The sequence below is a fragment of the Streptomyces sp. NPDC001985 genome (genome assembly GCF_040296845.1).
Lineage (GTDB): Bacteria > Actinomycetota > Actinomycetes > Streptomycetales > Streptomycetaceae > Streptomyces.
Genome location: NZ_JBEOYB010000030.1, coordinates 16317 through 42645, shown reverse-complemented (window position 1 = coordinate 42645; position 26329 = coordinate 16317). Strand labels below are relative to the sequence as shown.

Genomic DNA, 26329 nt, shown 5'->3' with positions numbered 1-26329 from the left:
GGAGCCCGAGGCCCCCTCCGACCCCGCCCCCCTGCCGGAGCCCCCCGCGCCCGTGGTCCGGCCTGTGCCGCCTGCCGGTGAGCCGGGCTTTCCTGACGCGGGGCGGCCTCGGCGCGTGGCGTGGCCGGAGGCACCCCCGGGACGGCGGGGGCGGGAGTGCCCGCCGGACTCGGACCACGGGGTGGCGCCGGCCACGGGTGAGTGCTCGCGGGCGCGGGTGACTCCTCACCCGGTGTGGCGGGACACGAACCCGGACATGCCGGGCACGAGCCCGGGCTCACGGGGCATGGACCTGGGTTCGCGGGGGTCGGACCTGGGCTTGCCGAGCCCGAGCCCAGGCTCGCTGGGCACGGACCCGGGCTCGTGGGAGACGCGCCTGGGTTCGCGGGGCACGAGCCTGGGCTCACCGGGGTGGGAGGGTTCGCCGACGCGGGGTGTGTCTGATCCGGTGTGGCCGGATACGGCCCCGGATTTGCCGGGCACGGACCTGGGCTTGCCGGGCACGGGCCCGAGCCCGGGCTCGCCGGGTTCGACCCCGGGCTCGTGGGAGACGCGCCTGGGTTCGCGGGGCACGAGCCTGGGCTCACCGGGGTGGGAGAGTTCGCCGGCGCGGGTCGTTCCCGATCCGGTGTGGCCGGACACCAACCCCGACTCGCCGGACACGAACCTGGTCTCGCGGAGCACGAACCCAGCCTCGCCGGGCACGAACCCAGCCTCGCCGAGTCCGGACCCGGGCTCGCGGAGCCCAAACCCAGCCTCGCCGGCGTTTGAGGCGCGGGGGTTCGGGGGCCGGCCCCCGGGAGCGCCCGCAGGCTGCTCGGGCTCGTACCCGGGGGCGGCCGTGGGCGGAGCCCACCCCCTCGGCGGCGCCCTCCCGGAGGCGCCTCCCGGATGGGACCCCCCGGTGCCGGAGGCCGCCGCGCCCGGCGCCCCGGGTCCGCACCCGGGCCGAGCCCACCCCCCCGCCCCGCCGGAGGCACCACCCCCGGCCGACCCCGTCAGGGAGCTGATGCGTCAGCACCGGGAGCTGTGCGGGCGGGCCGCCGACCCCCTGGAGATCGCCGCCGGGCTGGAGGCGCGCGGCATCACTGACCGCACGGCCGCGCGCTTCCGGCACCGGGATGTCTTCTCGCTCGCCGAGGAGCTGTACGCACGGGTCCCCCCGGCGGACCGCCCCGCCGCCGCCCCCGGCCACCACCCCCCCCAGCCGGCGAGGGGCTCCCTCCGGGGCGCCCTGGTCGCCGCGCTCCCCGGTGTCCTGTGCGCCCTGACGCTCGCGGGGCGCGGCGTCACCGACGGCCCCCCGCGGGCCGCCCTCACCGCCGCGGGCGCCCTCGCCGTCACCGCCGCCCTGCTCCTCGCCCTGCGGCACGGCCCCCTCCGCGCCCCGGGCCGCACCGCCACCCCCGCCCTCGTCCTCTCCCTGTGCACCCTCTGGCTGCTCGCCTTCCTGGTGTACGGCGCGGACCTCCTCGCCCGGATCACCCCCGGCGGGCCGGGCGGCCCGCCCACCCCCGCGCCCGGCCCCCTCACCGGGCTCGCCCTCGCGGTCGTCCCCGCCGCCTGGTGCGCGCACCTCTTCGCCCGGCGGGCCCGGCGCGAGCTGCACCGCGGCCGTGGCCTCGCGGACTTCACCGCCGCCGTCCGCCCCCTGGTGCTCACCACCACCGGAATGTTCCTCTGCGGCCTCACCGCCCTGCTCGCCCTCACCTCCCTCCTCACCTCCTCCCCCTCCCTCACCCCCGCCGCTCTCGCCCTCGGCGCCCTCCTCTTCCCGGCGCGGCTGCTCACCGTCCACGGCTCCGCCCGCGCGGCGGCCCGCGGGCTCGCCGCCGCCTGTGCCGCCGAAGCCCTCGTCCTCGCACTGCCGCTCGCCGCACGGCTTCCCGGCTGCGGCCCTCTCGCCGGACCGGCCCAGTCGGTGCTCGGCGCCTGGGGAACCGGAGCCGTATCCGCCGTCGCCTGCGCCTGCGCGGGTGCCGGCCTCCTCGTCCACGCGACGCTCACCCTGTCCCGGGCCTCGGCCCACTCCGTATGACCTGCCCCGGCAACGGCGCCGGCGGGCATCCCTAAGGAGAAACCGACATGACCCCCCAACCCCCCGCCACGGCCCGACGGTTCAGAGGGGCCGCACGATGAGGGTGCTGCTGCTCGGAGCCAATGGATTCCTCGGCCGCTTCGTCGCCGACCGGCTGCTCGCCGACCCCGCCGTCCACCTCACCGCGCTCGGGCGCGGCGACGACGCCGATGTCCGGTTCGACCTCGCCGGCGGCAGCCCGGGGGCGCTCACCCGCTTTCTGAGCGCCGTCCACCCCGGTGTCGTCATCAACTGCGCCGGGGCCACCCGGGGCGGAGCCCGTGACCTGGTGCGCCACAACACCGTCGCGGTGGCCACCGTCTGCGAGGCCCTGCGCCGCAGCGGCTGCGGCGCCCGGCTCGTCCAGCTCGGCTGCGCCTCCGAGTACGGGCCGTCCCCCCAGGGCTCCTCCACCGCGGAGGACGCCGTTCCGAGGCCCGGGGGGCCCTATGGCGTCAGCAAGCTCGCCGCCACCGAACTGGTTCTCGGCTCCGGTCTGGACGCCGTGGTCCTGCGGGTCTTCTCGCCCGTGGGTCCCGGGACACCGGCCGGCTCCCCGCTCGGGCGGCTCGCCGAGGCCATGCGCCGCGCGATGCAGTCGGGCGACGGCGAGCTGAAGCTCAGCGGACTCGGCGTCCAGCGCGACTTCGTCGATGTGCGCGATGTCGCCCGTGCGGTGCACGCCGCCTCGCTCTCGGCCGCGCAGGGGGTGGTCAACATCGGTACGGGCCGGGCCGTGCGGCTCCGGGACACCGCCGCCATCCTGGCCAGGGTCGCCGGTTACGCGGGCGCCCTCCACGAACTGGACACCCTGCCCGGCCGGCCCGTGGGCCCCGGTATCGGGGCGCCGCGCTCCGAGACCGTGCTGGAGCATCTGGCCGCCACCCCGGTCCCGTACCCCGACGGCTGCGGCAACTGGCAGCAGGCGGATGTCCGCACCGCCCGCGACCGGCTCGGCTGGCGCCCCCGGATCAATCTGGAGGAGTCCCTCGCCGACATCTGGATGGAGGCGGCGTGCCGGATCTGACCTCGGCCGCCACCCTCCGCCGCGCCCGGGCCGATCGGCCGGGCCGGGCCATGGGGCCGCCGTACGGGCAGAAGTGAGAAATCAGCCCATACAGCGCACTGCCCGTCCACTGGGACGAAATCGTCTCGCAGATCGGACCGGGTGTCTCGGAATGAGGAGACGCGTGGCAGTGTTACGGGAGAACAACCGTACTGACTTATCGACGCAACGGAGTCCCCGTGTCGCTGCCACCCCTGGTCGAGCCAGCTGATGAGCTCACCGTTGACGAGGTTCGCAGGTACTCCCGCCACCTGATCATCCCGGATGTCGGGATGGACGGGCAGAAGCGGCTGAAGAACGCCAAGGTGCTGTGTGTGGGCGCCGGGGGCCTCGGGTCCCCGGCCCTGATGTACCTCGCCGCGGCGGGTGTCGGCACGCTCGGCATCGTGGAGTTCGACGAGGTGGACGAGTCGAATCTGCAGCGCCAGATCATCCACAGTCAGTCCGACATCGGCCGCTCCAAGGCCGCGTCCGCGAAGGACTCGGTCCTCGGGATCAACCCGTATGTGAAGGTCGTCCTCCACGAAGAGCGGCTCGAGGCCGAGAACGTGATGGACATCTTCAGCCAGTACGACCTGATCGTCGACGGCACGGACAACTTCGCCACCCGCTATCTGGTCAACGACGCCTGTGTGCTGCTGAACAAGCCGTACGTCTGGGGCTCCATCTACCGCTTCGACGGCCAGGCCTCGGTCTTCTGGTCCGAGCACGGCCCCTGCTACCGCTGCCTCTACCCGGAGCCCCCGCCGCCGGGCATGGTCCCGAGCTGCGCCGAGGGCGGTGTGCTCGGTGTCCTCTGCGCCTCCATCGGCTCCATCCAGGTCACCGAGGCGATCAAGGTCCTGACCGGGGTCGGCGACCCGCTGGTCGGCCGGCTGATGATCTACGACGCCCTGGAGATGCAGTACCGCCAGGTCAAGGTGCGCAAGGACCCCGACTGCGCGGTCTGCGGCGAGAACCCCACCGTCACCGAGCTGATCGACTACGAGGCCTTCTGCGGTGTCGTGTCCGAGGAGGCACAGGAGGCGGCGGCCGGTTCCACGATCACTCCCAAGCAGCTCAAGGAGTGGATCGACGAGGGCGAGAACATCGAGATCATCGATGTCCGCGAGGTCAACGAGTACGAGATCGTCTCGATCCCGGGCGCCAAGCTGATCCCGAAGAACGAGTTCCTGATGGGCACCGCGCTGGGCGGCCTGCCGCAGGACAAGAAGATCGTCCTGCACTGCAAGACGGGTGTCCGCAGTGCGGAGGTCCTCGCGGTGCTGAAGTCGGCCGGCTTCGCCGACGCGGTGCATGTCGGCGGCGGCGTCATCGGCTGGGTCCACCAGATCGAGCCGGACAAGCCCGTCTACTGAGCCACCGCGGCCGGATCATCCGGCTCCGCCGGAATCCGCGTGCCGCCCGGTGCCCCGGACCTGAACAGGTCCGGGGCACCGGGCGTTCTGCCCCGGGCCGTGTCCGGCGAATCCCGTCCTAGGAGCAGGTCTTGCCGTTCGGCGGGACCCGGCCCTTCAGCAGATAGTCGTCGATCGTCCTGGTCGCACACGGCGAGTCGCCGTACGCGCCATGGGTGTCCCCCTTGTTGGTGAGCAGCACCCCGACGCCCTCGCCCAGTTCGTCCGCCATCTTCTTCGCGCCCTCGTACGGCGTCGCCGAATCACCGGTGGTGCCGACGACCAGGATCGGGGCCGCGCCCTTGGCGGAGACGTCCGGGTTCTCCCACTGGCCGTCCACCGGCCAGTCGGCGCACCAGCCGGCCAGGTCCCACGCCAGATAGGGGCCGAAGACCGGCGAGACCTCGGTGAACTCGGCCAGATGGCGGGACTTGACCTCGGCGGGCGTTATCCGGTCCTTGCTGTCGGCGCAGGATATGGCGCGCTGCGAGTGGTCCTGGGTGGCGTACTCGCCGTTCTCGTCACGGCTGTTGTAGGAGTCGGCGAGCGCCAGCAACTGGGTGCCGTCGCCGCTCTCCGCGGCCTTCAGCGCGTCGGTCAGATAGGGCCACTGGCTCTCCGCGTACAGCGGGAGGATGATGCCGGTGAGCGCGAGGGTCTCGGTCAGCTCGCGGCCCGATTCGGTGGTCAGCGGCTCGCGGTCCACCTTCTCCAGGAGCCGCTTCACCTGTGCGGTGCCGGTCTCGGCGCCGATGCCCCGGCTCTTGAAGTAGTTCTCCAGGGCCCGCTGGAAGCCGAGGGCCTGATTGCGCGCTCCGCCGGCGAAGTCCGCGGTGGGGTCGACCACCGCGTCCAGGACCAGACGGCCGACCCGGGAGGGGAAGTGGTGGGCGTAGACGGCGCCCAGCTCGGTGCCGTAGGAGAAGCCCAGGTAGTGGAGCTTGTCGTCACCGAGGATGCGGCGGATCAGATCCATGTCCCGGGCGGCGCTCTCGGTGCCCACATGCGGCAGCACCTTGCCCGACCTCTCGGCGCACCCCGCGCCGAAGGCGGCGGAGCTGGTGAGGAACGCCTTCTCCTCGGCCGCCGTGTCCGGGGTGCTGTCCAGCCGGTGGGCGGCCTCGGTCTGCGCGCTGGTCCGGCAGACCACCGCCGCGCTCTCGGCCACCCCGCGCGGATCGAAGCTGACCAGGTCGTAACGGCTCTGGAGGGTCTTGAACTGGTCGCCGCCGCTGGGCAGCATGGCGACCCCCGAGCCGCCGGGACCGCCGAAGTTGAAGAGCAGGGAGCCGATGCGCCGGTCCGGGTCCTTGGCCCTGGCCCGGACCAGGGCGATGTCGATCGTCTCCCCGGAGGGCTCGGCGTAGTCGAGCGGGGCCGTGACGGTGGCGCACTGCCACTGCTTCCCGGGCCGCTTGGCATGGCTGCCGAACGCCTTGGCGGGGGCCTCGCAGCCCTTCCAGTCGGGCTTCTGGCCGGTGAGCGCGGCGGGCAGCGCCTGTCCGGCGGGCCCGCCGGTCTCCTGGCCCGGGGTGGCGGGTACGGAACTCTTCGTGCGCCCGGCCTCCGGCTCGCCCTTGCCGTCCGCGCCCTCCTCGGAGCTGCAGCCCACGGCCGTCGCCAGCAGCACCGCCGCGGCTGCCAGGGCGCCCGCCCGTACCCTCATGGTCATTTCGCCCCCAGAGATGTTCAATGTCCCGTCATCCTAAGCACCGGCACTGACAGCCCCTCCGGCGGCCGTCGTCCGGCCGGCGACCACGGCGCCGCCTCGTCCCGCCCCGTCCCGCCGCGTCCTCGCCGGCCCCCGCCTCAGGCGCAGACGGTTCCCGGCGCGGGTGCCCGGCCCTCCAGCAGATAGTCGTTCACGGCGTCCCGGACGCAGGTGTTGCCGCCGTTGTACGCCCCGTGGCCCTCGCCCTTGTAGGTGAGTTCGATCCCGACACCCTCGCCGAGCGCCCTCGCCATCGCCCTCGCGCCCTCGTACGGGGTCGCCGGGTCGCCCGTGGCGCCGATGACGACGATCGGGGCCGAACCGGGCGCGGAGACATCGGGGTGGGTCCAGGCCCCGGCCACCGGCCAGCCGTCGCAGCCCATCAGCCCCCAGCCGAGGAAGTCGCCGAAGACGGGCGAGGCCGCCCGGAACCCCGGCAGCTTCTCCTTCGTCTGCTCCAGGGTGTAGCGGCTCGTGAAGTCGGCGCAGCTGATGGCCGTGTTGGCGGCCATGCTGTTGTCGTAGTGGCCGCCCTCGCCCCGGCCGTTCATCAGGTCGGCGAAGGTGAGCAGCAGCCCGCCGTTGCCGCCGTCGGCCTCGTCGAGCCCCTGCTCCAGGTACTGCCACAGCTCCTTGGAGTACAGCGTCTGCGCGATGCCCGTGGTGGCCAGCGACTGGGTCAGATCCCGTTCGCCGATGCCCGGGATCGGCTTCTCGTCCAGCCGGTCGAGCAGGGCGACGACCCAGTCCTGGATCTCCTCGGCCGAGGTGCCCGGCAGCAGGCACTCGTCGCCGCGCCGCACACAGTCCTTCGCGAAGTTCTCGAAGGCCAGTTGGAACCCCTTCGCCTGGCCCAGGGACGCCTGCTCGGCCGTCTTGGTCGGGTCGATGGAGGCGTCGAGCACCGCGCGGCCCACGTTCTTCGGGAAGAGGTGGGCGTAGACGCCCCCGAGTTCGGTGCCGTACGAGATGCCGAAGTAGTGCAGCCTGCTGTCGCCGAGGACCCGGCGCATCAGGTCCAGGTCGCGGGCGGCGTTGGTGGTGCCGACATGGGGGAGTTCGGGGCCGGAGTTCCGTTCGCAGGCCTCGGTGTACGACCTCTGGCCGCGCTGGTACGCCTTCTCCTCGGCCGCGTCGTCGGGTGACGTGTCCTTCGCGTAGTAGGCGTCGAGCTGTTTGTCGCCCTCGCACTCCACGGCCACGCTGCGGCCCACCCCGCGGGGGTCGAAGCTCACGAGATCGTAGCGGGTGCGCAGATCGGCGTAGTCCTCGCCGAAGCCGGGCAGTGAGGCCACCCCGGAGCCGCCGGGGCCGCCGAAGTTGAAGATCAGTGAGCCGATGCGTTTCTGCTGGTCCACCGACCGGGCGCGGATCAGCGCCAGCTCGATGGTCTCGCCGTCGGGCTCCGCGTAGTCCAGCGGCACATCCATGAAGGAGCACTCCCAGGGTGTGCCGCCGGGCAGCGGTGAGGGCGTCGGCCCGCCGCCCTCCGCCTCCGAGGGGGCCGGACACTTCCGCCAGCTCAGCTCCTGCGCCGCGAGGCCCTCCAGCCCGCCGCGGGCCGTCCCCGACGCCTCGCTCGGGCGTCCCGCTCCGGACCCCTCCCCGTCCCCGCCGCCGGAGCAGCCCCCGGCCAGCAGCACGGTGAGCGAGGCGGCGAGAGCTACGGCCCGCAGGGCCGTGGAAGTGGTCCGCATGGAACCATCCTGCGCCGCGCCGGCACCGGGTGCCCGTGCGAGGGGCCCATGCGGGTGTCCGGCCCCGCGCCCCACCGCCCCGGCCGCACGCCGGCGGCCGGTCACACGGTCACAGCGCGCCCTTGCGGGTCAGATGGTTGAAGACGAGCCAGCCCGGGAGCACCGGCAGCCACAGCGTCAGCGTCCGGTAGAGCAGCACCGCCGGGGTGGCGACCTCCTTGGGCACCCCCGCGGCGACCAGACCGATGATGAGCGCGCCCTCGACCGCGCCGACACCGCCGGGCGTGGGCGCCGCCGACCCCAGGGCGTTGCCGGCGAGGAAGACGACGGCGAGGGTGGCGTAGCTCAGCGGCTGGGTGCCGTCCCCGAAGGCCCGGACCGAGGCGTCCAGACACATCACGAACACCCCGGTCAGCATCAGCATCCCGCCGATGCCGGTGAGCAGCTTCACCGGCCGCTGGAGCACATCCAGCATGCGCGGCACGACCCCGGCGAACAGCGACCGCAGCCGGGTGACCACGAACTTGCGCAGGAACGGGATCGCCGCCACCACCAGCACCAGCACGGCGACCGTGAGCAGCCCCGCGATCACCGTCCTGGACGGGTTGAGGGACGGGGTCTTCTCCGTGCCGGTGAGATAGCCGAAGGTCAGCAGCAGCAGGATGTGCGCGCCGAGGCCGAAGAGCTGCGACGCGCCCACACTCGCCACCGCGAGCCCCGGACGCACCCCCGCGCGCTGGAGGAACCGGGTGTTCAGCGCCACACCGCCCACCGCCGCCGGGGCGACGATCTTCACAAAGGACCCCGCGACCTGCGCGGCCACGGTCCTCGGGAACGGCACCCGCTCGGGCACGAAGCCCAGCAGGCTCATCGCCGCGGCGACATAGCTGAGCGCGGAGAACGCGGCCGCGGCGGCCACCCAGCCCCAGTGGGCGTGGCTGAAGTCGGCGACGAAGTCATTGCCCGCGATCTGGGTGAGCAGGAAGTACGCGGCGATGGCGCCCGCGATCAGACTGAAGAGCGTCTTCGGTCTGATGCGCTCCAGCCGCACCGGCTCCACCGGCGCCTGCGGCCGGATCAGCAGCACCTGATGGCGGATCTGGGAGAGCAGGTCCTCCTCGCGCGCCTCGTCCATGGCCTCGTCCAGGGCGCGCTTGTCGGCCTGCTTCTCGGCCCGCTCCGACTTCCGCACGGACTTGCGCCCGTCGCCGGCCGGGTCCGCGGTCGCCTCCCGGGCCGCCTCCGCGCGGGCCCGCTTCGCCTCGGCGGACCGCTCCAGCACCGCCTCCCGCTCGCGCTGCGCGCGCTCCCGGGCCAGCTTGCGCAGGGTCCCGCGCGCGGAGCGGGTCAGCGCGAGCGGCTGGAGCAGCGGCAGACAGTCGGCGACGGTGTCCGGTCCGAGCACATCCACGGCGGTGGCCACCGCCCGCTCGGCACCCACCCGCAGCCCGATGGTGGTGAGGAGCTGGGCGATGTCCATCCGCAGCACCACATCGCCGGCCGCGATCTCGCCGCCGCGCAGATCGGTGAGGATCACCTCGCCGGAGCGGTCCACCAGGATCGCGTCCCCGTTGAGCCTGCGGTGGGCGATACGGCGCGACTGGAGCGCCTTGACCTGGCGCCAGGCCCCGTGGATGACCTCGTCGGTGATCTCCTCGTCGCCCATGGCGTCCAGGGAGCGCCCGCCCAGGTGCTCGTACACCAGCATCACGGCGTCGGGGCCCAGCTCGGAGGTGGCGATCAGTTTGGGGGCGTTGGCGCCGGCGGCGATGGCCGCGTAGGCGAGCAGGGCCTCCTGTTCGAGGGCCTGGCGCAGGGTCTGGAGGGAGCGCCGGGTGGTGATGGAGCGCAGGGTGAGCCGCCGCCACACCCGGTAGAAGAAGCCCTGGGCCTGCTGTTCCCGGTCCACGACGGTGACATCGAGCGGCGGGCCGTCCTCCAGGGTGACCAGATAGCGGCGCCCCCGGTCGCCCTGCCCGTCCGCGGCCCGCTCGCCCTCGGTTCCGTTCGCGGCGGCGAGCACATCCTCCGCGCGCATCGCGGTGACCGGGTGGAAACCCACATGGCGCAGACCCGCCAGCAGGGTCTGCCCGGTGGGACGGACATTCGGCGAGCCCACCGCGTACAGCGTTCCGTACGCGACGGTCCAGCCGAGGAGCACGGTGAGCAGGATCGAGAACGGGGTGGTGTAGCCGGCGACCAGCATCGCGAAGGCGTCGAGCAGCAGCACCACCCACAGAACCACCCGCCAGCGGGGTCTGCGAGCCATCCCGACCGCCGTCATATAGGCGATGACGGGGGCCAGATAGCCGTGGACGGGGTCGGTCAGCTCCCCGTTGTGATGCCGGGTGAGGGCCTCCTGGATGCTCCCGGGGGCGGCCTTGGCGACCCAGAGATCGGTCGCCAGGGTGATGCCGTGGGCGAGCACCGCGGCGAGGACCCCGTCGGCGATCCGCAGCCCGTCCCGTTTGACCAGCCGTTCGATCGCGAAGGCGACCGGGACCAGCAGGACGGCGATGGAGGACACCAGACCGGCCATCTTGACCAGCAGGTCCGGCGCCTGGCCGGTGCCCTTGCTGATGTCGGACGCGAGACCGGTGGCGGTGCCCTGCGCGAAGGCGGCGACGCCGAGCACCACGGCGATGGCGAGGATGCCGCTGAGCAGCCGCATCAGATCGGACGGGCGGTGCACCCGGGCCGCGAGCAGCGGCTCGTCGCCCGAGACCCGGTCGGCGCCGGTCACATCGGGGCCGGCGGGACAGTCCCCGGCGCCGGACTCGCTTCCGGCGCCGGTGTCGCCGCCGTCGCTCCCCGTGCCGGTGCGCGGCGGCGCCGCGGGCTGTTTCGTCAAGGATGGTCTCTTGTCCGCGCCGAGGGGCTCGCGGCCCGCGGCCGGCCCGCCGGCACCGGGGCGCTCGCGCTCCGGGCCGTCCGGCTCACCGGAGCGGCCGGCCGCCGGGGCGGGCGCGTCCGGGCCCGGGCCGGACCCAGGGGTGCTCGCCGCCCTGCCAGGCTGCACGCCCCGCTCCTTCGCCGTCTCGGTCTCTTCTTGATCTCGTATCACCCGTCACCGCCCGCACGATGGTGGCACGACCGTACGACGGGCGGGGGGATCGATGGGTGCCGCCGGGGTGTGACCGGTGCCGCATCCCCCGCGCCCCGGGACTCGCCCGGTGGGGTCCATTCTGCACCCCGCGCGGCTGTCCACAGGCTGCCGGGGTGCTGTCGGTGAGGTGCGGCAGTATGGGCCGGATGGAAGAGCTTCCGGAGTACGCGGAGCGGGTGCTCGAAGTCACCGAGCTGATCCCGCCGGGCCGTGTGATGACCTACGGAGACGTCGCCGAGTGGCTCGGCGAGGGCGGGCCGCGCCAGGTCGGCCGTGTCATGGCGCTCTACGGCGGGGGCGTGCCGTGGTGGCGCGTGGTGCGCTCGGACGGCACCCTGCTGCCCGGCCACGAGCCGAGCGCCCTCGCCGAGTACCGGGCGGAGGGCACCCCGCTGCGCCCGGCACCGCGCGGCGCCGAGGGGCATGTGCCCCGCGTCGACATGAAGCGGGCCCGGTGGGACGGTGAGGGCGCTCACATATGACAGCTTCGGCCAAGCGGCGGCCGTGCGGGCACCCACAGGACCGTACGGAGTACCCGCGGTCCGCGCCCTCCGCGCCGCGTTCACCCCGCGCGCTGGCGTAGCGTCGTCCGCACGCGGCACGCGCCGCTCCCTCGGCACCAGCAGACCCATCAGGACCGGCGATCCACGTGAGCTCCTCCTCCACCACAGGGCATCCGCCGTACCGGCGACAGGTACGGCGGCGGGCTCCGGGCGCGTACCGGCTGGTGCGTACGCCACCGGGCGCCACGGCCCCCCCTGTGCTGGACGCGGCACAGCGCGCGGTGGTTGACCACCGGACCGGGCCGCTGCTCGTCCTCGCGGGACCGGGCACGGGCAAGACCACCACCCTGGTCGAGGCGGTGGCCTCCCGGGTGGCCGCGGGCGCGGACCCCGAGCGGATTCTCGTCCTCACCTTCAGCCGCAAGGCCGCCGTCGAGCTGCGGGACCGGATGGCGCTGCGGCTCGGCGGCGCGCGCGGTCCGCAGGCGACCACCTTCCACTCGTACTGCTACGCCCTGGTCCGCGCCCACCAGGACGCCGAGCTGTTCGCCGAGCCGCTGCGGCTGCTCTCCGGGCCCGAGCAGGACGTCACGGTGCGGGAGCTGCTCACCGGCCAGATCGAGCTGGAGGCGCGCGGCGCGGCGCGCGACCCGTGGCCCGACGAGCTGCGGGCCTGCCTCACCACCCGGGGCTTCGCCGACGAGGTGCGGGCGGTGCTGGCCCGCAGCCGGGAGCTGGGGCTCGGGCCGGAGGCCCTGCGCCGTTTCGCGGTGCGCACCGGCCGGCCGGACTGGCGGGCGGCGGCGGGCTTCCTGGCGGAGTATCTGGACGTGCTGGACATGCAGGGCGTCCTGGACTACGCGGAGCTGGTGCACCGGGCGGTGCTGCTGGCCGAGAGCGGACCGTCCCCCCGCGCCTTCTCCTACGACGCGGTCTTCGTCGACGAGTACCAGGACACCGATCCGTCCCAGGTGCGGCTGCTGCGCGCGCTCGCGGGCGGCGGCCGGACCCTGGTCGCCTTCGGCGACCCGGACCAGTCGATCTACACCTTCCGGGGCGCCGATGTGAACGGCATCCTCGACTTCCCCGACACCTTCCCCCGGGCGGACGGAACCCCGGCCGAGGTGGCCGTCCTGACCACGTCCCGCCGCAGCGGCGAGCGGCTCCTGGCGGCGACCCGGCTGCTGACCCGCCGGATGCCGCTGACCAGGCTGCCGTCGGAGAAGGCGCGGGCCCACCGCGAACTGGCCGCGGTGCGCCCGGGCGGCGCGGTCGAGACGTACACCTTCCCGACCCCCTCCACCGAGCTGGAGAACATCGCCGACATCGTCCGCCGCGCCCATCTGGAGGACGGCGTCCCCTGGCACGACATGGCCATCCTCGCCCGCGCGGGCTCCCGCACCCTCCCCTCGATCCGCCGCGCCCTGACCTCGGCCGGTGTCCCGCTGGAGGTCGACGGCGCGGATCTGGCCCTGCGGCACGAACCGGCGGTGGCCCCGCTCCTGACCGCCCTGCGCGCGGTGGCGACCGCGGCCACCGCGGCGCGCGCCTCCCGGGGGACCGCCGCGACGGCCGGTGGCTCCCGGGGGACCGCCGCGACGGGGCCGGGGGCGTCCGCCGCCACAGGGCCCGAGGAGCCCGCCGCGACGGGGCCCGGGGCGTCCGCCGCCACAGGGTCCGGGGAGGCCACCGGTGACGGCTCACCGGCCCCGGAGAGCGGGCCCTGGCTCGACACGGAGACCGCGCTCACCCTGCTCGCCTCCCCGCTCGCCGGCATGGACACCGCCGATCTGCGCCGCCTCGGCCGGGCGCTCCGCGACGAGGAGCGGGCCGCGGGGAACAGGGTGCCGCCGCCGTCCGACGTCCTCATCGCCCGCGCCCTCGCCGAGCCGGGACGGCTGGTCGCCCACGACCCCTCGTACGCCTTCGGCGCCCAGCGCCTGGGCAGGCTGCTCCACGACGCGCGCGAACTGCTCGAACGCGACGGCACCGCCGAGGAGGCCCTCTGGGGGCTGTGGAACGGCACCGGCTGGCCCGCCCGGCTGGAGCGGGCCGCGCTCCGGGGCGGCGCCGCCGGGCGCAACGCCGACCGGGACCTGGACGCCGTGTGCGCGCTCTTCGACACCGCCACCCGGGCCGAGCAGCGCACCGGCGGCCGGGGCGCCCTCAACTTCATCGAGGAGATCGAGGCCCAGGACATCGCCGCCGACACCCTCTTCACCCGCGAGTCCCGCCCCGACGCCGTCCGGCTGATGACCGCCCACCGCTCCAAGGGCCTCGAATGGGGCCTGGTCGTCGTCGCGGGCGTCCAGGAGGGCTTGTGGCCCGACCTCCGCCGCCGGGGCTCCCTCCTGGAGGCCGACCGCATCGGCCGCGACGGCCTCGCCGAGCCGCTCGGCACCGGCGCCCTCCTCGCCGAGGAGCGCCGGCTCTTCTACGTCGCGGCCACCCGCGCCCGGGACCGGCTCGTCGTCACCGCCGTCAAGGCCCCCGCCGACGACGGTGACCAGCCCTCCCGCTTCCTCACCGAACTCGGCACCGAGCCGAAGGACATCACCGGCCGCCCCCGCCGCCCCCTCGCCGTCCCCGCGCTCGTCGCCGAACTGCGCGCCACCACCGTCGACCCGGACGCCTCCCCGGCCCTGCGCGACGCCGCCGCCCGCCGGCTGGCCCACCTCGCCGCGCTCACCGACGACGAGGATCTGCCCCTCGTGCCGTCCGCGCACCCCGACCGCTGGTGGGGTCTGCACGAGCCCACCCACAGCGAGATCCCGTTGCGCGACCGCGACGAGCCCGTCGTCCTCTCCGGCAGCGCCCTGGACCAGCTCGCCAACGCCTGCGCCCTCCAGTGGTTCCTCGGCCGCGAGGTCAAGGCCGACGCCCCCGCCACCAGTGCCCAGGGCTTCGGCAATGTCATCCACGTACTCGCCGACGAGGTGGCGTCCGGCCGCACCCCCGCCGATCTGGCCGTCCTCATGGAGCGGCTGGACTCCGTCTGGGACGCGCTCGTCTTCGACGCCCCCTGGAAGTCCGAGCAGGAGAAAGAGCACGCGCGTGCCGCACTCGAACGCTTTCTGCGCTGGCATGTGATGGACCGAGGCGGCCGTACCCCCACCGCGACCGAGCACGGATTCGACGTCACCCTGGAGGCGGGGGAGTACGAGGTGCGCATCCGGGGCTCCATGGACCGGGTCGAACAGGACGCCGAGGGCCGCGCCTACGTCGTCGACTTCAAGACCGGGAAACAGGCCCCCACGGGCGAGGAGGTCGCCCGCCATCCGCAGCTCGCGGTCTATCAGCTCGCCGTGCGCGAGGGCGCCCTCGACCCGGAGCCCGGTCCCGGCGGCGACGGCCCCCGGCTCCGGCCCGGCGGCGCCGAGCTGGTCCATCTGCGCCAGGGCGCCCTCAAGAAGGAGGGCGGCGACGCGCTGCCCAGGGTGCAGGCGCAGGAGCCCCTCGCGGGGGAGTGGGTCGGCGAGCTGCTCGCCACCGCCGCGGGCCGTGTCCTGGAGGAGCGCTTCACCCCCTCCACGGGCACGCACTGCGTGGCCTGCTCCTTCCGCGCCGCGTGCAGCGCGCAGCCGGAGGGGCGGCACATCGTGGAGTGAGCGGCTGTGCCCGCGGGTCCTGGCTGTGCCCGCTGGTCCTGGCCGTGCCCACCTGTCCCGGCCGTGCCATCCGTCCCGCCGGGCCTGTGCCGCCCCGCCGTGCCTGTTCACCCCGCCGGGCCTGTGCCGCCCCGGCTGCCCGCGTGCGGGAGGCGGGCCGGACTGTCAGTGGCCGCCGTTAGCCTTTTCGATGTGACCGCGCGCATCAGCGATCCCGAGCAGCTCAAGGAGCTGCTCGGCATCCCCTTCACCCCGGAGCAGACGGCCTGCATCACCGCGCCGCCCGCCCCGCAGGTCATCGTGGCCGGAGCCGGCTCGGGGAAGACGACGGTCATGGCCGCCCGCGTGGTGTGGCTCGTGGGCACCGGGCAGGTCGCCCCCGAGCAGGTCCTCGGGCTCACCTTCACCAACAAGGCCGCCGGCGAGCTGGCCGAGCGGGTCCGCAAGGCCCTGGTGCGGGCAGGTGTCACCGATCCGGATGTCATCGACCCGGACCACCCCCCGGGCGAGCCCCGCATCTCCACGTACCACGCCTTCGCCGGCCGGCTCCTCGCCGACCACGGTCTGCGGATCGGGCTCGAACCCACCGCCCGGCTCCTCGCCGACGCCACCCGCTACCAGCTCGCCGCCCGGGTCCTGCGCGAGGCCCCCGGGCCGTATCCCTCACTGACCCGCTCCTTCTCCACCCTGGTCAGCGATCTGCTGGCACTCGACGCCGAGCTGTCCGAGCACCTCGTGCCGCCCGAGCGGCTCAGCGCCCACGACACCGCGCTCCTCGCCGCCCTGGAGAACGTCCGCCTCTCCAACGCGGAGCTGCGCAAGGCCCCCGAGGCCGCCGCCGCCCGCCGTGAGCTGCTCGACCTCACCCTCCGCTACCGCGAGGCCAAGCGCTCCCGCGAGCTGCTCGACTTCGGCGACCAGATCGCGCTCTCGGCGGAGCTGGCGCTCACCCGCCCCGCGGTCGGGACGATCCTCCGCGACGAGTTCCGCGTCGTCCTCCTCGACGAGTACCAGGACACCTCCGTCGCCCAGCGGCTGCTGCTCTCCGGGCTCTTCGGCGAGCGCACCGGCCACGCCGTCACCGCCGTCGGCGACCCCTGCCAGGCCATCTACGGCTGGCGCGGGGCCTCCGTCGCCAACCTCGACGACTTCCCCGAGCACTTCGCCCACGCCGACGGCACCCCCGCCACCCGCTTCTCGCTCAGCGAGAACCGCCGCAGCGGCGGCCGGCTGCTCCAGCTCGCCAACGGTCTCGCGGCCCCTCTCCGCGCCCTCCACGAAGGCGTCGAGGCACTGCGCCCCGCCCCGGGGGCCGAGCGGGACGGCTCGGTCCGCGTCGCCCTGCTGCCCACCCATGCCGAGGAGATCGCCTGGCTCGCCGACTCCATCGCGCACCTGGTGCGCACCGGCAAGGCCCCCGGCGAGATCGCCGTGCTCTGCCGCACCGCCGGGGACTTCCCCGAGATCCAGGGCGCGCTGGTCGCACGGGACGTTCCCGTGGAGGTCGTCGGCCTCTCCGGGCTGCTCCACCTCCCCGAGGTCGCCGACCTGGTCGCGGTCTGCGAAGTGCTCCAGGACCCGGGGGCCAACGCCTCCCTCGTCCGGCTGCTCACCGGCCCCCGCTGGCGGATCGGACCGAGGGATCTCGCGCTGCTGGGCCGCCGCGCCCGGCTGCTGGTCCACCGCGCGTCCCCCGGGGACGGCGACGACGACGAGCGGCTCGCGGCGGCCGTCGAGGGCACCGACCCGGCCGAGGTCATCTCGCTCGCCGACGCCCTGGACACCTTCATCGAGGCGGGCGGCGCCGACGACGGCCTCCCGTTCTCCGCCGAGGCCCGGGTCCGCTTCGCCCACCTCGCCCGGGAGCTGCGCGAGCTGCGCCGCTCCCTGTCCGATCCGCTGATGGACGTGCTGCACCGGGTCCTGGCCACCACCGGCCTCGATGTCGAGCTGGCGGCGTCCCCGCACGCCCTGGCCGCCCGCCGCCGCGAGACCCTGGGCAACTTCCTGGACACGGCGGCCGGGTTCGCGGCGCTGGACGGCGAGGCGTCGCTCCTCGCCTTCCTCGCCTTTCTGCGGACGGCGGCGCAGTACGAGAAGGGCCTGGACAACGCCCTGCCCGGCGGGGAGAACACGGTCAAGGTGCTGACCGCGCACAAGTCCAAGGGCCTGGAGTGGGATGTGGTCGCGGTCCCCGGCCTGATCGGCAGGAGCTTCCCGAGCGAGCAGCCGCGCGAGGCGTGGACCTCGCACGCCAGGGTCCTCCCGCACACCCTGCGCGGGGACGCCGGGACGCTCCCGGACGTCCCCTCGTGGGACGCGAAGGGCCTGAAGGCGTTCAAGGACGCCATGAAGGCCCACCAGCACACCGAGGAGCTGCGTCTCGGCTATGTGACCTTCACCCGGCCGCGCTCCCTGCTGCTGGGCTCGGCCCACTGGTGGGGCCCCACCCAGAAGCGCCGCCGGGGGCCGTCCTCTTTCCTGACGGCGCTGTACGACCACTGCGCGGCGGGCCTGGGCGAGATCGAGGCGTGGGCGGACGAGCCGGCCGCCGACGCGGAGAACCCACAGCTCCTGGAGTCCCTCCCGGACCGGGCCTGGCCGCTCCCGCTGGACCCGGTCTCGCTCCGCCGCCGCCGCGCGGCACGGGACACGGTCCTGGCCCATCTGCACGCGGCGGCGGCGGCGGACGGAAGCGCGGAGCCCCCGCCCCCGCCCCCGGCGACCGGCGCCCCGGACACGGGGGAGCTGTTCTGGGGCGACCCGGCCGACCCCGAGGACGATCCCGACGACCCGGAGCTCTTCCCGCCGGACATGCCCGGGGACTTCCGGTCGGACGGCCGGGACCTCTTCGCTCCGGACGCTCCGGACGTGCCCGGGGACCTCCCGCCGCACGGCCGGGATCTCTTCGCTCCGGACGCTCCGGACGTGCCCGAGGACCTCCCGCCGGAAGGCCGGGACCTCTTCGCTCCGGACGCGCCGGACGGCGCGGGCTCCGCGAACCCGGACGCCGCGCGGGGCGGCCCCGGCCTTCCGTCCCCCGGCGCGCACGGCGCCCCCGCCTCTCCGCTCCCGGACACCCCCGGCGGGCCCGGCGCCCCCGGCCTTCCGGCCTCCCGCGCCGCCGGGGGCCCGCCCGTGTCCGCCGCCGGGCTGCTCCCGCACCAGAAGGCGGGCCCCGGCGCCCCGCTGTCCCTGGGGGACACCCCGCTGTCCCTCGGGGACACCCAGCCGTCCCTCGGGGACACCCCGGCGGACGCCGCCCCCCCCACTCCCGAGGAGGAGCGCGCCATCGCCTCCTGGGATCGCGATCTGCGCGCCCTCACCCGTGAGCTGCGCCACAGCCGCGCCACCACCCGCGAGGTCCCCCTCCCGCCCTCCCTCACCGCCTCCCAGCTCATGCGCCTCGCCGCCGACCCGGACGGCTTCGCCCAGGAGCTGGCCCGGCCCATGCCCCGGCCCCCGCAGCCCGCGGCCCGCCGGGGCACCCGCTTCCACGCCTGGGTGGAGTCCCGGTTCGAGGAGCTGCCGCTCCCCTTGCTCGGCCCGGACGAACTGCCCGGCTCCCCCGGCCCCGGCGGCGACCCCGCGGAGATCACCGACGAGCAGGACCTGGCCGCGCTCAAGGAGGCCTTCGAGCGCACCCCGTACGCCCGCCGCACCCCGTACCGCGTCGAGACCCCGTTCCAGATCACCCTGGCGGGCCGGGTGATCCGGGGCCGTATCGACGCCGTCTACCGCACCACCGCCACGGGCGCGGACGGCACCGTCTCCCACACCTACGAGATCGTCGACTGGAAGACCGGCCGCAACCTCGCCGCCGACCCCGTCCAGCTCGCCGTCTACCGCCTCGCCTGGGCCGAGCAGCACGGCCTCGCCCCGGAGGAGGTGGACACGGCGTTCGTCTTCATCCGCAGCGGGGAAGTCGTCCGCCCCCGGTCGCTGCCCGGCCGCGCGGCCCTGGAGCACATCCTGCTGGGCGAGACGGCGGACGACCCGGTCCCCGGCGCCCGTTAGGCTCAGACACATGAGCGACACCCCGGACAGCGCCGTCCGTACGTACATCCGGCAGCACCGTGCCGCCTTCCTGGAAGATCTCACGGACTGGCTCCGCATCCCCTCGGTCTCGGCCCAGCCGGAACACGCCGCGGATGTGCGGCGCAGCGCCGAATGGCTCGCCGCCAAGCTCGGGGAGACCGGGTTCCCGGTCGCCGAGGTGTGGCCGACGGCCGGGGCGCCCGCCGTGTTCGCCGAGTGGCCATCCGACGATCCGGACGCGCCCACGGTCCTGGTCTACGGCCACCACGATGTGCAGCCCGCCGCCCGTGAGGACGGCTGGAACACCGACCCCTTCGAGCCGGAGACGGTCGGCGGCCGGCTCTACGCCCGGGGCGCGGCCGACGACAAGGGCCAGGTCTTCCTCCACACCCTCGGCGTGCGGGCGCATCTCGCCGCCGGCGGGCGCACCGCCCCCGCCGTCCGGCTGAAGCTGCTGATCGAGGGCGAGGAGGAGTCGGGCTCGCCCCACTTCCGCGCGCTGGCCGAGGCCAACGCGGAGCGGCTGGCGGCCGATGTCGTGATCGTCTCGGACACCGGGATGTGGTCGGAGACCACCCCCACCGTCTGCACCGGCATGCGCGGCCTCGCGGACTGCGAGATCGAGCTGTACGGCCCCGACCAGGACATCCACTCCGGTTCCTTCGGCGGCGCGGTCCCCAATCCGGCGACCGTCGCCGCCCGGCTGGTCGCCGGGCTGCACGACGCCGACGAGCGGGTCACCATCCCCGGTTTCTACGACGGTGTGCTGCCGCTCACCGACACCGAGCGGGCGCTCTTCGCCGAGCTTCCCTTCGACGAGGACGTCTGGCTGAGCACGGCCAGGTCGCACGGCACTCTCGGCGAGAGCGGGTACTCCACGCTGGAGCGGATCTGGGCCCGCCCCACGGTCGAGGTCAACGGCATCGGCGGCGGCTACCAGGGCCCCGGCGGCAAGACGATCATCCCGGCGTCGGCGATGCTGAAGCTGTCGTTCCGGCTGGTCGCCGGGCAGGACCCGGACGCGATCGAGGTCGCGGTGAGCCGGTGGGTCGCCGAGCGCGTCCCGGCGGGCATCCGCTACAACCTCGCCTTCGGCTCCTCCACCCGCCCCTGTCTGACCCCGCTGGACCACCCGGCGCTCCAGTCGGTCGTACGGGCCATGGGCCGCGCCTTCGACGGGGAGAAGATCCGGTTCACCCGGGAGGGCGGCTCGGGGCCGGCCGCCGACCTCCAGGACGTGCTGAGCGCGCCGGTGCTCTTCCTCGGTATTTCCGTGCCGTCCGACGGCTGGCACGCCCCCAACGAGAAGGTCGAGGTGGATCTGCTGTTCCGGGGGGTGGAGGCCGCCGCGCACCTCTGGGACGACCTCGCCACCGCCCTCGGCCCGACCCGCTGACCCGCTGATCCGCCCGACGTCACACCCGATCCACGGGGGAGTTGGAAGTACGTGAGCACCAACGGCCATGTCACCGAGGACCGTGCCACCGGCCTCACCGAACCGCCGGTCAGCCTGACCGCGCCCAGTGGGATCGACCGCGAGGCGCACCACCGGCTGGACGAGGCGTGGCTCGCGGCCGCGTGGAGCCATCCCACCACCCGGGTCTTCGTGGTCTGCGGCGGCCAGGCCCTGATCGACGACACCCCGGACGGCCGTACGGAACTGGTGATGACGCCGGCCTTCGAGGCCCCGGTCACCGAGACCCACCGCTACTTCCTGGGCACCGACGAGAACGGGGTGCGCTACTTCGCGCTCCAGAAGGACAGCCTGCCGGGCCGGATCGACCAGTCGGCCCGCGCGGCCGGGCTGCGCGAGGCCGGGCTGCTGCTCTCCCCCCGGGACGCGGGGCTGCTGGTCCACGCGGTCGCCCTGGAGAACTGGCAGCGGCTGCACCGCTTCTGCTCCCGGTGCGGGGAGCGCACCGTGATCGCGGCGGCGGGCCATGTCCGCCGCTGCCAGGCGTGCGGGGCCGAGCACTACCCGCGAACGGACCCGGCGGTGATCATGCTGGTCACCGATGAGGAGGACCGGGCGCTGCTGGGCCGCCAGGTGCACTGGCCGGAGGGCCGCTTCTCCACGCTCGCGGGCTTCGTGGAGCCGGGCGAGTCGATCGAGCAGACGGTGCGCCGCGAGGTCTGGGAGGAGGCGGGGGTGACGGTGGGCGACGTCGAGTACATCGCCAGCCAGCCCTGGCCCTTCCCGTCCAGCCTGATGCTCGGCTTCACCGCCCGCGCCACCACGTCCCTGATCACGGTGGACGGGGAGGAGCTGCACGAGGCGCGCTGGTTCTCCCGGGACGACCTGAGGGCCGCCTTCGCGTCCGGGGAGGTGCTGCCGCCGTACGGCATCTCGATCGCGGCCCGGCTGATCGAGCGCTGGTACGGCAACCCGCTTCCCAAGCCCGGCCCCCGGTCCTGACCCACACCGTCCCGGCCCGTCCGTCGGCCCGGGCGATCCCACCTCGTCCGTCGGCCCGGGCGATTCCGGCCCGCCTACTGGCCCCGGGCGATCCCGGCCCGCCTGCCGGCCCCGGGCCATCCCGGCCCGTCCGGGGCACCTCCCAGAGGCGGCTCCGGGGGAGTCCGAGGACGGACCCCGAGGCACAGCCGCGCGGCAGTGCGAGGGCCCCGGGCCCACCGTGAGCCCGGCCACCCGACCCCGACCCCGCCCCCCCCCGCCCGCGGACAGCGCTCAGCCGCGCCCCCTCCCCGGCGACGGGGCGGAAACGCGGCCGATGCGCGGTACTGCCGGGCGGGCCTCAGCTCGCCAGAGCCTGCTTCACCTGGGCGAGACTCGGGTTCGTCATCACGACATCCTGAGCACCGCTCGGCGGAACCACCAGAACGGTCGGCACGGTCTGGTTCCCGCCATTGGCCTTCTCCACGAAGGCCGCGGACTCCGGGTCCTGCTCGATGTTGATCTCGGTGTACGCGATGCCCTCGCGGTCCATCTGGCTCTTCAGCCGACGGCAGTATCCGCACCAGGTGGTGCTGTACATCGTCACAGTCCCCGACATCGTCTCCGGCTCCTCAATCTGGCTCGCTGATGCGTCATCGCCGTTCACGCGGTGTGTCCACGCATGGGGAGAACATACGTCGACCCGCGGTCATTCCCGTCCGCCGGGGGCGGCCCACCCCACCGGCCCCCTTCCGGCCCGCCCGGGGTTCCCGGGGGCAGCCCCGGCCATTAGTACGACCACGTCCGCCCCGCTGTGGACAAGCCGCCGCATCCGCCCCCGCGGACCTGGCAGCATGGCGGGGTGACAGCAGCAACGCACTCCTCGCATTTCCCGCAGGTCCCCGAGTCGGCGGACGCGGTGCTCGACGGGCTCGACCCCGAGCAGCGCGAAGTCGCCACCGCCCTGCACGGCCCCGTCTGTGTGCTGGCGGGCGCCGGCACGGGCAAGACCCGGGCGATCACCCACCGCATCGCCTACGGCGTCCGCGCGGGGATACTCCAGCCCGCCAGCGTGCTGGCCGTCACCTTCACCAACCGTGCGGCGGGCGAGATGCGGGGGCGGCTGCGCCAGCTCGGCGCCGGCGGCGTCCAGGCCCGCACCTTCCACTCCGCCGCCCTGCGTCAGCTCCAGTACTTCTGGCCGAAAGTGGTCGGTGGCGATGTGCCCCGGCTGCTGGAGCGCAAGATCCAGCTGGTCGCCGAGTCCGCGGCCCGCTGCCGAATCCGGCTCGACCGCAATGAACTGCGCGATGTGACCAGCGAGATCGAGTGGGCCAAGGTCACCCAGACGGTGCCCGCCGACTACCCCGCCGCCGTCGCCAAATCCCACCGCGACGCCCCGCGCGACCCTGCTGAAATCAGCCAGATCTATGGGATGTACGAGCAGCTCAAGCGGGATCGCGCGGTGATTGACTTCGAGGATGTCCTGCTGCTGACCGTCGGCATCCTCCAGGACCGCCACGACATCGCCGACCAGATCCGCCGCCAGTACCAGCACTTCGTGGTGGACGAGTACCAGGACGTCAGCCCGCTCCAGCAGCGGCTGCTCGATCTCTGGCTCGGCGACCGGGACAGCCTCTGCGTGGTGGGCGACGCCAGCCAGACGATCTACTCCTTCACCGGCGCCACCCCCGACCACCTGCTGAACTTCCGCACCCGCCACCCCTCCGCGACCGTCGTCAAACTGGTCCGCGACTACCGCTCCACCCCCCAGGTCGTCCAGCTCGCCAACGGCCTGCTGAACCAGGCCCGGGGCCGGGCCGCCGAGCACCGGCTCGAACTGATCTCGCAGCGCGACCCCGGCGCCGACCCCTCCTATGTGGAGTACGCGGACGAGCCCGCCGAGGCCGAGGGCACCGCCCGCCGGATTCGGGAGCTGATCGACGACGGTGTCCCCGCCGGGGAGATCGCCGTGCTCTACCGCATCAACGCCCAGTCGGAGGTCTACGAGCAGGCCCTCGCGGACGCCGGGGTCCCCTACCAGCTGCGCGGCGCCGAGCGCTTCTTCGAGCGCCAGGAGGTGCGGGAGGCGGGGATCGCCCTGCGCGGAGCCGCCCGCGCCGGCGGCAACGACTCCCTTCTCGACGACGCGGAGGACCTCCCCTCGCAGGTCCGCGCGGTGCTCTCGACCAAGGGCTGGACGAGCGAGCCGCCCGCCGGCTCCGGAGCGGTGCGCGACCGCTGGGAGTCCCTCGCGGCCCTGGTGCGCCTCGCCGAGGACTTCGTCCGGGCCAGGCCCGGCGCCGGGCTCGCCGATCTGGTGACCGAGCTGGACGAGCGGGCCGCCGCCCAGCACGCCCCCACCGTCCAGGGCGTCACCCTCGCCTCCCTGCACGCCGCGAAGGGCCTGGAGTGGGACGCGGTCTTCCTCGTCGGCCTCACCGAGGGCATGATGCCGATCACCTATGCCAAAACCGATGAGCAGGTCGAGGAGGAGCGCCGGCTCCTCTATGTCGGGGTCACCCGGGCACGGTTCCATCTCTTCCTCTCCTGGGCGCTCTCCCGCTCCCCCGGAGGCCGTGCCTCCCGCCGCCCCACGCGCTTCCTCAACGGGATGCGCCCCGGCTCCGCCGCCCCCGGCGCGCGGGGCGCGGGCGGCGCCGGCGGGACCGAGCGCGGCAGCCGGCGCAAGCGGCGCGGCCCGGTGCTCTGCCGGGTCTGCGGCAGGACGCTCACCGACGCGGGCGAGATGAAGCTGACCCGCTGCGAGGACTGCCCGTCCGACATGGACGAGGGGCTGTTCGAACGCCTCCGGGAGTGGCGCTCCGACCAGGCGAAGCAGCTGGGTCAGCCGGCCTACTGCGTGTTCACCGACAAGACGCTGATGGCCATCGCCGAGCGGGTCCCGGCCGACGAGGGCGAGCTCTCCGGTATCTCCGGGGTCGGAGGGCGCAAGCTGGAGCGGTTCGGGGCCGATGTGCTGGCCATCTGTGCAGGTCAGGAGCCGGATGAAGGGTCCGGGGAGGCCGCTGTCGACGACTGAGGCAAACTCGTCGGAAAAATAGTTTGCGCACGCCCCGATACTCCCCATAGGTTCTTAACCACGGAAACAGCGGCTTCTCCGAAGCCCTGTGCTCGTGTTGTACTTATCCGAATAGCAGCGACCGGCCCCGGCCGGTCCCGAGACGCCGAGAGGAGGCGAGTCCAGTGATCAGGAACACCATCAGCTTCAACTCCACCAACGTGACCGATCGCTCGGTCGTCGCTTCCGCCTGCGTGCTCGGCTTCACCGTGTCGCTCCACGGCACCCGTGTGTCCGGCGCCCCGGCAGCGATGCCGCAGCTCCCTCTGGGCGGTCTGTCCGCCCGGACCGGCAATGAGCGACCGACCAAGGCACTGGAAGCAGGAGTAGCAGCGGCGGAGGCCAAGGCCTATGCCTTTGCGGCGGCCAGTGCCGAAGAAGCGAAGCAGATCCAGCACCACACGACGAAGAAGTGGGCCTTCCGTGGGCTCGAACCCTGGAGTGATCCAGCCTGACCTGATCAGGCCGGCGCCTTCAGGGCCGCGGAACCCCACTCGGGTTCCGCGGCCCTTCTGTTTTCCCCGACCCGGGAAGCCAGAGCGAAGGGCCTCGGGACAGCAGCACCCGGTACCAGCCCCCCGGTCCGTCCGGGGGACCCACCACCGGCCAACAGGCCGGACCGACAAGACGAGGAACGACACCACCGTGCAACTCGAAGCGCACGCCCCGTCCGTACCGCATTCCGAGACCGTTCCCCCGCCCGTTCCCACGGAGGACTCCACCGTGACCCCGCTCACCGCGCTGACCGCGCTCGATGACGCCATCGAGAACCTCGGCGTACCCGTTCCCTGCCGTTCCTACGACCCCGAGGTCTTCTTCGCCGAGTCGCCCGCGGACGTCGAGTACGCCAAGTCCCTCTGCCGCACCTGCCCGCTGATGGAGGCATGCCTCGCCGGCGCCAAGGAGCGTCGCGAGCCGTGGGGTGTCTGGGGCGGAGAGCTTTTCGTCCAGGGTGTCGTCGTCGCCCGGAAGCGGCCCCGCGGCCGTCCGCGCAAGAACCCGGTCTCGGCATGAACGCCATCGGGACCATCGACCGCCCCTTTACGCACGATCCCAAGAAGCAGGCCCCCATGCCCACTTCCACGAGCGAGCCCCAGGGCTCTGCCACCCCGGATGTCACCACCATTGGCGCGAACGCCTCGCGCCAGAACAGGACCCGTGAGATGCAACTCATCCCAGAAGCCCTCGCTCGTGCGCATATGCGCGAACGCCTGAGGGAAGCCGACGCGGAACGCCGGGCCACGCGCCTGGTCGCCGCCCGGAGGATGCAGCGCCGCGCCGAGATCGTCTCGCTGCGCGCCCGCCGCGCCCTCGCCATGGCCGTCATGAACTGACGCCGCCACGATGTCCCCGCGGGGGCCGGTCCGAACGGACCGGCCCCCGCGGTGCGTTGTACCCGCCAGGGACCGCCCGGAGGGATATCGTCACCGGGTGGACCAGCAGCAGACTCCCCGCCCGGCGCAGCCGGGCGCCGAGAGCACCGTGTGTTCCCGCTGCGGCAAGGTCGCGGAGGGCACCCCGCCCACCTGGACCTGCTCCGTGGAGAACCACACCCGTCACTACTTCTGCGACGGCTGCGCACGCGCCAATCTCCGCGCGATCGAGAGCCGCCTCGACTCGGCCTGGTGGTGACCCTGGGCCGGGTCACC

At 73.9% G+C, this 26329-nt stretch carries 17 protein-coding genes; 13 read left to right on the top strand and 4 right to left on the bottom strand.

The window, feature by feature from the left end; all coding sequences use genetic code 11:
• Positions 1–1009: 1009 nt before the first annotated feature.
• From ABT122_RS15740 to moeZ, 3 genes are all read left to right on the top strand, one after another.
• On the top strand, positions 1010–2038 hold the full coding sequence (locus ABT122_RS15740; protein WP_351551247.1) for a hypothetical protein: 1029 nt from the start codon (positions 1010–1012) through the stop codon (positions 2036–2038).
• Positions 2039–2135: 97 nt separating this feature from the next.
• Positions 2136–3104, top strand: a complete 969-nt coding sequence (locus ABT122_RS15735) for an NAD-dependent epimerase/dehydratase family protein (RefSeq protein WP_351551244.1) — start codon at positions 2136–2138, stop codon at positions 3102–3104.
• A 218-nt stretch (positions 3105–3322) separates the two neighbouring features.
• A complete protein-coding gene (gene moeZ, locus ABT122_RS15730) occupies positions 3323–4501 on the top strand; it encodes an adenylyltransferase/sulfurtransferase MoeZ (RefSeq protein ID WP_351551241.1) in 1179 nt (392 codons plus the stop codon).
• 118 nt (positions 4502–4619) lie between these two features.
• On the opposite strand, the gene ABT122_RS15725 is transcribed toward moeZ, so the two are convergent.
• The 3 genes from ABT122_RS15725 to ABT122_RS15715 all read right to left on the bottom strand — a co-directional run bounded on the left by ABT122_RS15725 (position 4620) and on the right by ABT122_RS15715 (position 11012).
• Entirely contained in the window at positions 4620–6212 is a 1593-nt protein-coding gene (locus ABT122_RS15725) for an alpha/beta hydrolase (RefSeq protein ID WP_351551238.1), read from the bottom strand.
• Between the two features lie 137 nt (positions 6213–6349).
• Positions 6350–7948, bottom strand: coding sequence for an alpha/beta hydrolase (locus ABT122_RS15720; RefSeq protein ID WP_351551236.1), 1599 nt, complete (start codon positions 7946–7948; stop codon positions 6350–6352).
• Between the two features lie 109 nt (positions 7949–8057).
• Positions 8058–11012, bottom strand: coding sequence for a lysylphosphatidylglycerol synthase transmembrane domain-containing protein (locus tag ABT122_RS15715; RefSeq protein ID WP_502976148.1), 2955 nt, complete (start codon positions 11010–11012; stop codon positions 8058–8060).
• Between the two features lie 179 nt (positions 11013–11191).
• On the opposite strand from ABT122_RS15715, the gene ABT122_RS15710 reads away from it, so the two are divergent.
• The 5 genes from ABT122_RS15710 (at position 11192) to nudC (ending at position 21619) form a co-directional block, all read left to right on the top strand.
• Positions 11192–11536, top strand: coding sequence for an MGMT family protein (locus ABT122_RS15710; protein ID WP_451067207.1), 345 nt, complete (start codon positions 11192–11194; stop codon positions 11534–11536).
• 167 nt (positions 11537–11703) lie between these two features.
• The gene (locus ABT122_RS15705) at positions 11704–15165 is read left to right on the top strand and encodes an ATP-dependent helicase (RefSeq protein WP_351551227.1); all 3462 of its coding nucleotides are present in this window, start codon (positions 11704–11706) and stop codon (positions 15163–15165) included.
• Positions 15166–15357: 192 nt separating this feature from the next.
• Positions 15358–19182 (top strand): UvrD-helicase domain-containing protein, encoded by a 3825-nt coding sequence (locus tag ABT122_RS15700; RefSeq protein WP_351551225.1) that lies wholly within the window; start codon positions 15358–15360, stop codon positions 19180–19182.
• A gap of 10 nt (positions 19183–19192) precedes the next feature.
• The gene (locus ABT122_RS15695; RefSeq protein ID WP_351551222.1) at positions 19193–20599 is read left to right on the top strand and encodes a dipeptidase; all 1407 of its coding nucleotides are present in this window, start codon (positions 19193–19195) and stop codon (positions 20597–20599) included.
• A 51-nt stretch (positions 20600–20650) separates the two neighbouring features.
• The gene (gene nudC / locus ABT122_RS15690; protein ID WP_351551220.1) at positions 20651–21619 is read left to right on the top strand and encodes an NAD(+) diphosphatase; all 969 of its coding nucleotides are present in this window, start codon (positions 20651–20653) and stop codon (positions 21617–21619) included.
• Positions 21620–21959: 340 nt separating this feature from the next.
• Here nudC and ABT122_RS15685 read toward each other — a convergent pair whose 3' ends face one another.
• Entirely contained in the window at positions 21960–22217 is a 258-nt protein-coding gene (locus tag ABT122_RS15685; protein WP_351551218.1) for a mycoredoxin, read from the bottom strand.
• Positions 22218–22460: 243 nt separating this feature from the next.
• On the opposite strand from ABT122_RS15685, the gene ABT122_RS15680 reads away from it, so the two are divergent.
• The 5 genes from ABT122_RS15680 to ABT122_RS15660 all read left to right on the top strand — a co-directional run bounded on the left by ABT122_RS15680 (position 22461) and on the right by ABT122_RS15660 (position 26312).
• Complete coding sequence (locus ABT122_RS15680; RefSeq protein WP_351551215.1) at positions 22461–24641, top strand: ATP-dependent DNA helicase UvrD2; 2181 nt, start codon at positions 22461–22463, stop codon at positions 24639–24641.
• A 164-nt stretch (positions 24642–24805) separates the two neighbouring features.
• Positions 24806–25135 carry a hypothetical protein gene (locus tag ABT122_RS15675; protein WP_351551212.1) on the top strand — a complete coding sequence of 110 codons (330 nt, stop codon included), beginning with the start codon at positions 24806–24808 and terminating at the stop codon, positions 25133–25135.
• Positions 25136–25325: 190 nt separating this feature from the next.
• A complete protein-coding gene (locus ABT122_RS15670) occupies positions 25326–25694 on the top strand; it encodes a WhiB family transcriptional regulator (RefSeq protein WP_351551209.1) in 369 nt (122 codons plus the stop codon).
• Complete coding sequence (locus ABT122_RS15665; RefSeq protein ID WP_351551206.1) at positions 25691–26014, top strand: putative WhiB-interacting protein; 324 nt, start codon at positions 25691–25693, stop codon at positions 26012–26014. The genes ABT122_RS15670 and ABT122_RS15665 overlap by 4 nt, the downstream gene beginning before the upstream one ends.
• A 97-nt stretch (positions 26015–26111) precedes the next feature.
• Positions 26112–26312: a hypothetical protein gene (locus ABT122_RS15660; protein WP_351551203.1), complete on the top strand. Its 201-nt coding sequence runs from the start codon at positions 26112–26114 to the stop codon at positions 26310–26312.
• Positions 26313–26329 lie beyond the last annotated feature (17 nt).

Bases quoted from the DNA above. Each gene is read 5' to 3' on its own strand.
- ABT122_RS15720 (WP_351551236.1), bottom strand. From the start codon at position 7,948: ATGCGGACCACTTCCACGGCCCTGCGGGCCGTAGCTCTCGCCGCCTCG.
- ABT122_RS15685 (WP_351551218.1), bottom strand. From the start codon at position 22,217: ATGTCGGGGACTGTGACGATGTACAGCACCACCTGGTGCGGATACTGC.
- ABT122_RS15665 (WP_351551206.1), top strand. From the start codon at position 25,691: ATGAACGCCATCGGGACCATCGACCGCCCCTTTACGCACGATCCCAAG.
- ABT122_RS15710 (WP_451067207.1), top strand. From the start codon at position 11,192: ATGGGCCGGATGGAAGAGCTTCCGGAGTACGCGGAGCGGGTGCTCGAA.
- ABT122_RS15735 (WP_351551244.1), top strand. From the start codon at position 2,136: ATGAGGGTGCTGCTGCTCGGAGCCAATGGATTCCTCGGCCGCTTCGTC.
- ABT122_RS15725 (WP_351551238.1), bottom strand. From the start codon at position 6,212: ATGACCATGAGGGTACGGGCGGGCGCCCTGGCAGCCGCGGCGGTGCTG.
- ABT122_RS15695 (WP_351551222.1), top strand. From the start codon at position 19,193: ATGAGCGACACCCCGGACAGCGCCGTCCGTACGTACATCCGGCAGCAC.
- ABT122_RS15740 (WP_351551247.1), top strand. From the start codon at position 1,010: ATGCGTCAGCACCGGGAGCTGTGCGGGCGGGCCGCCGACCCCCTGGAG.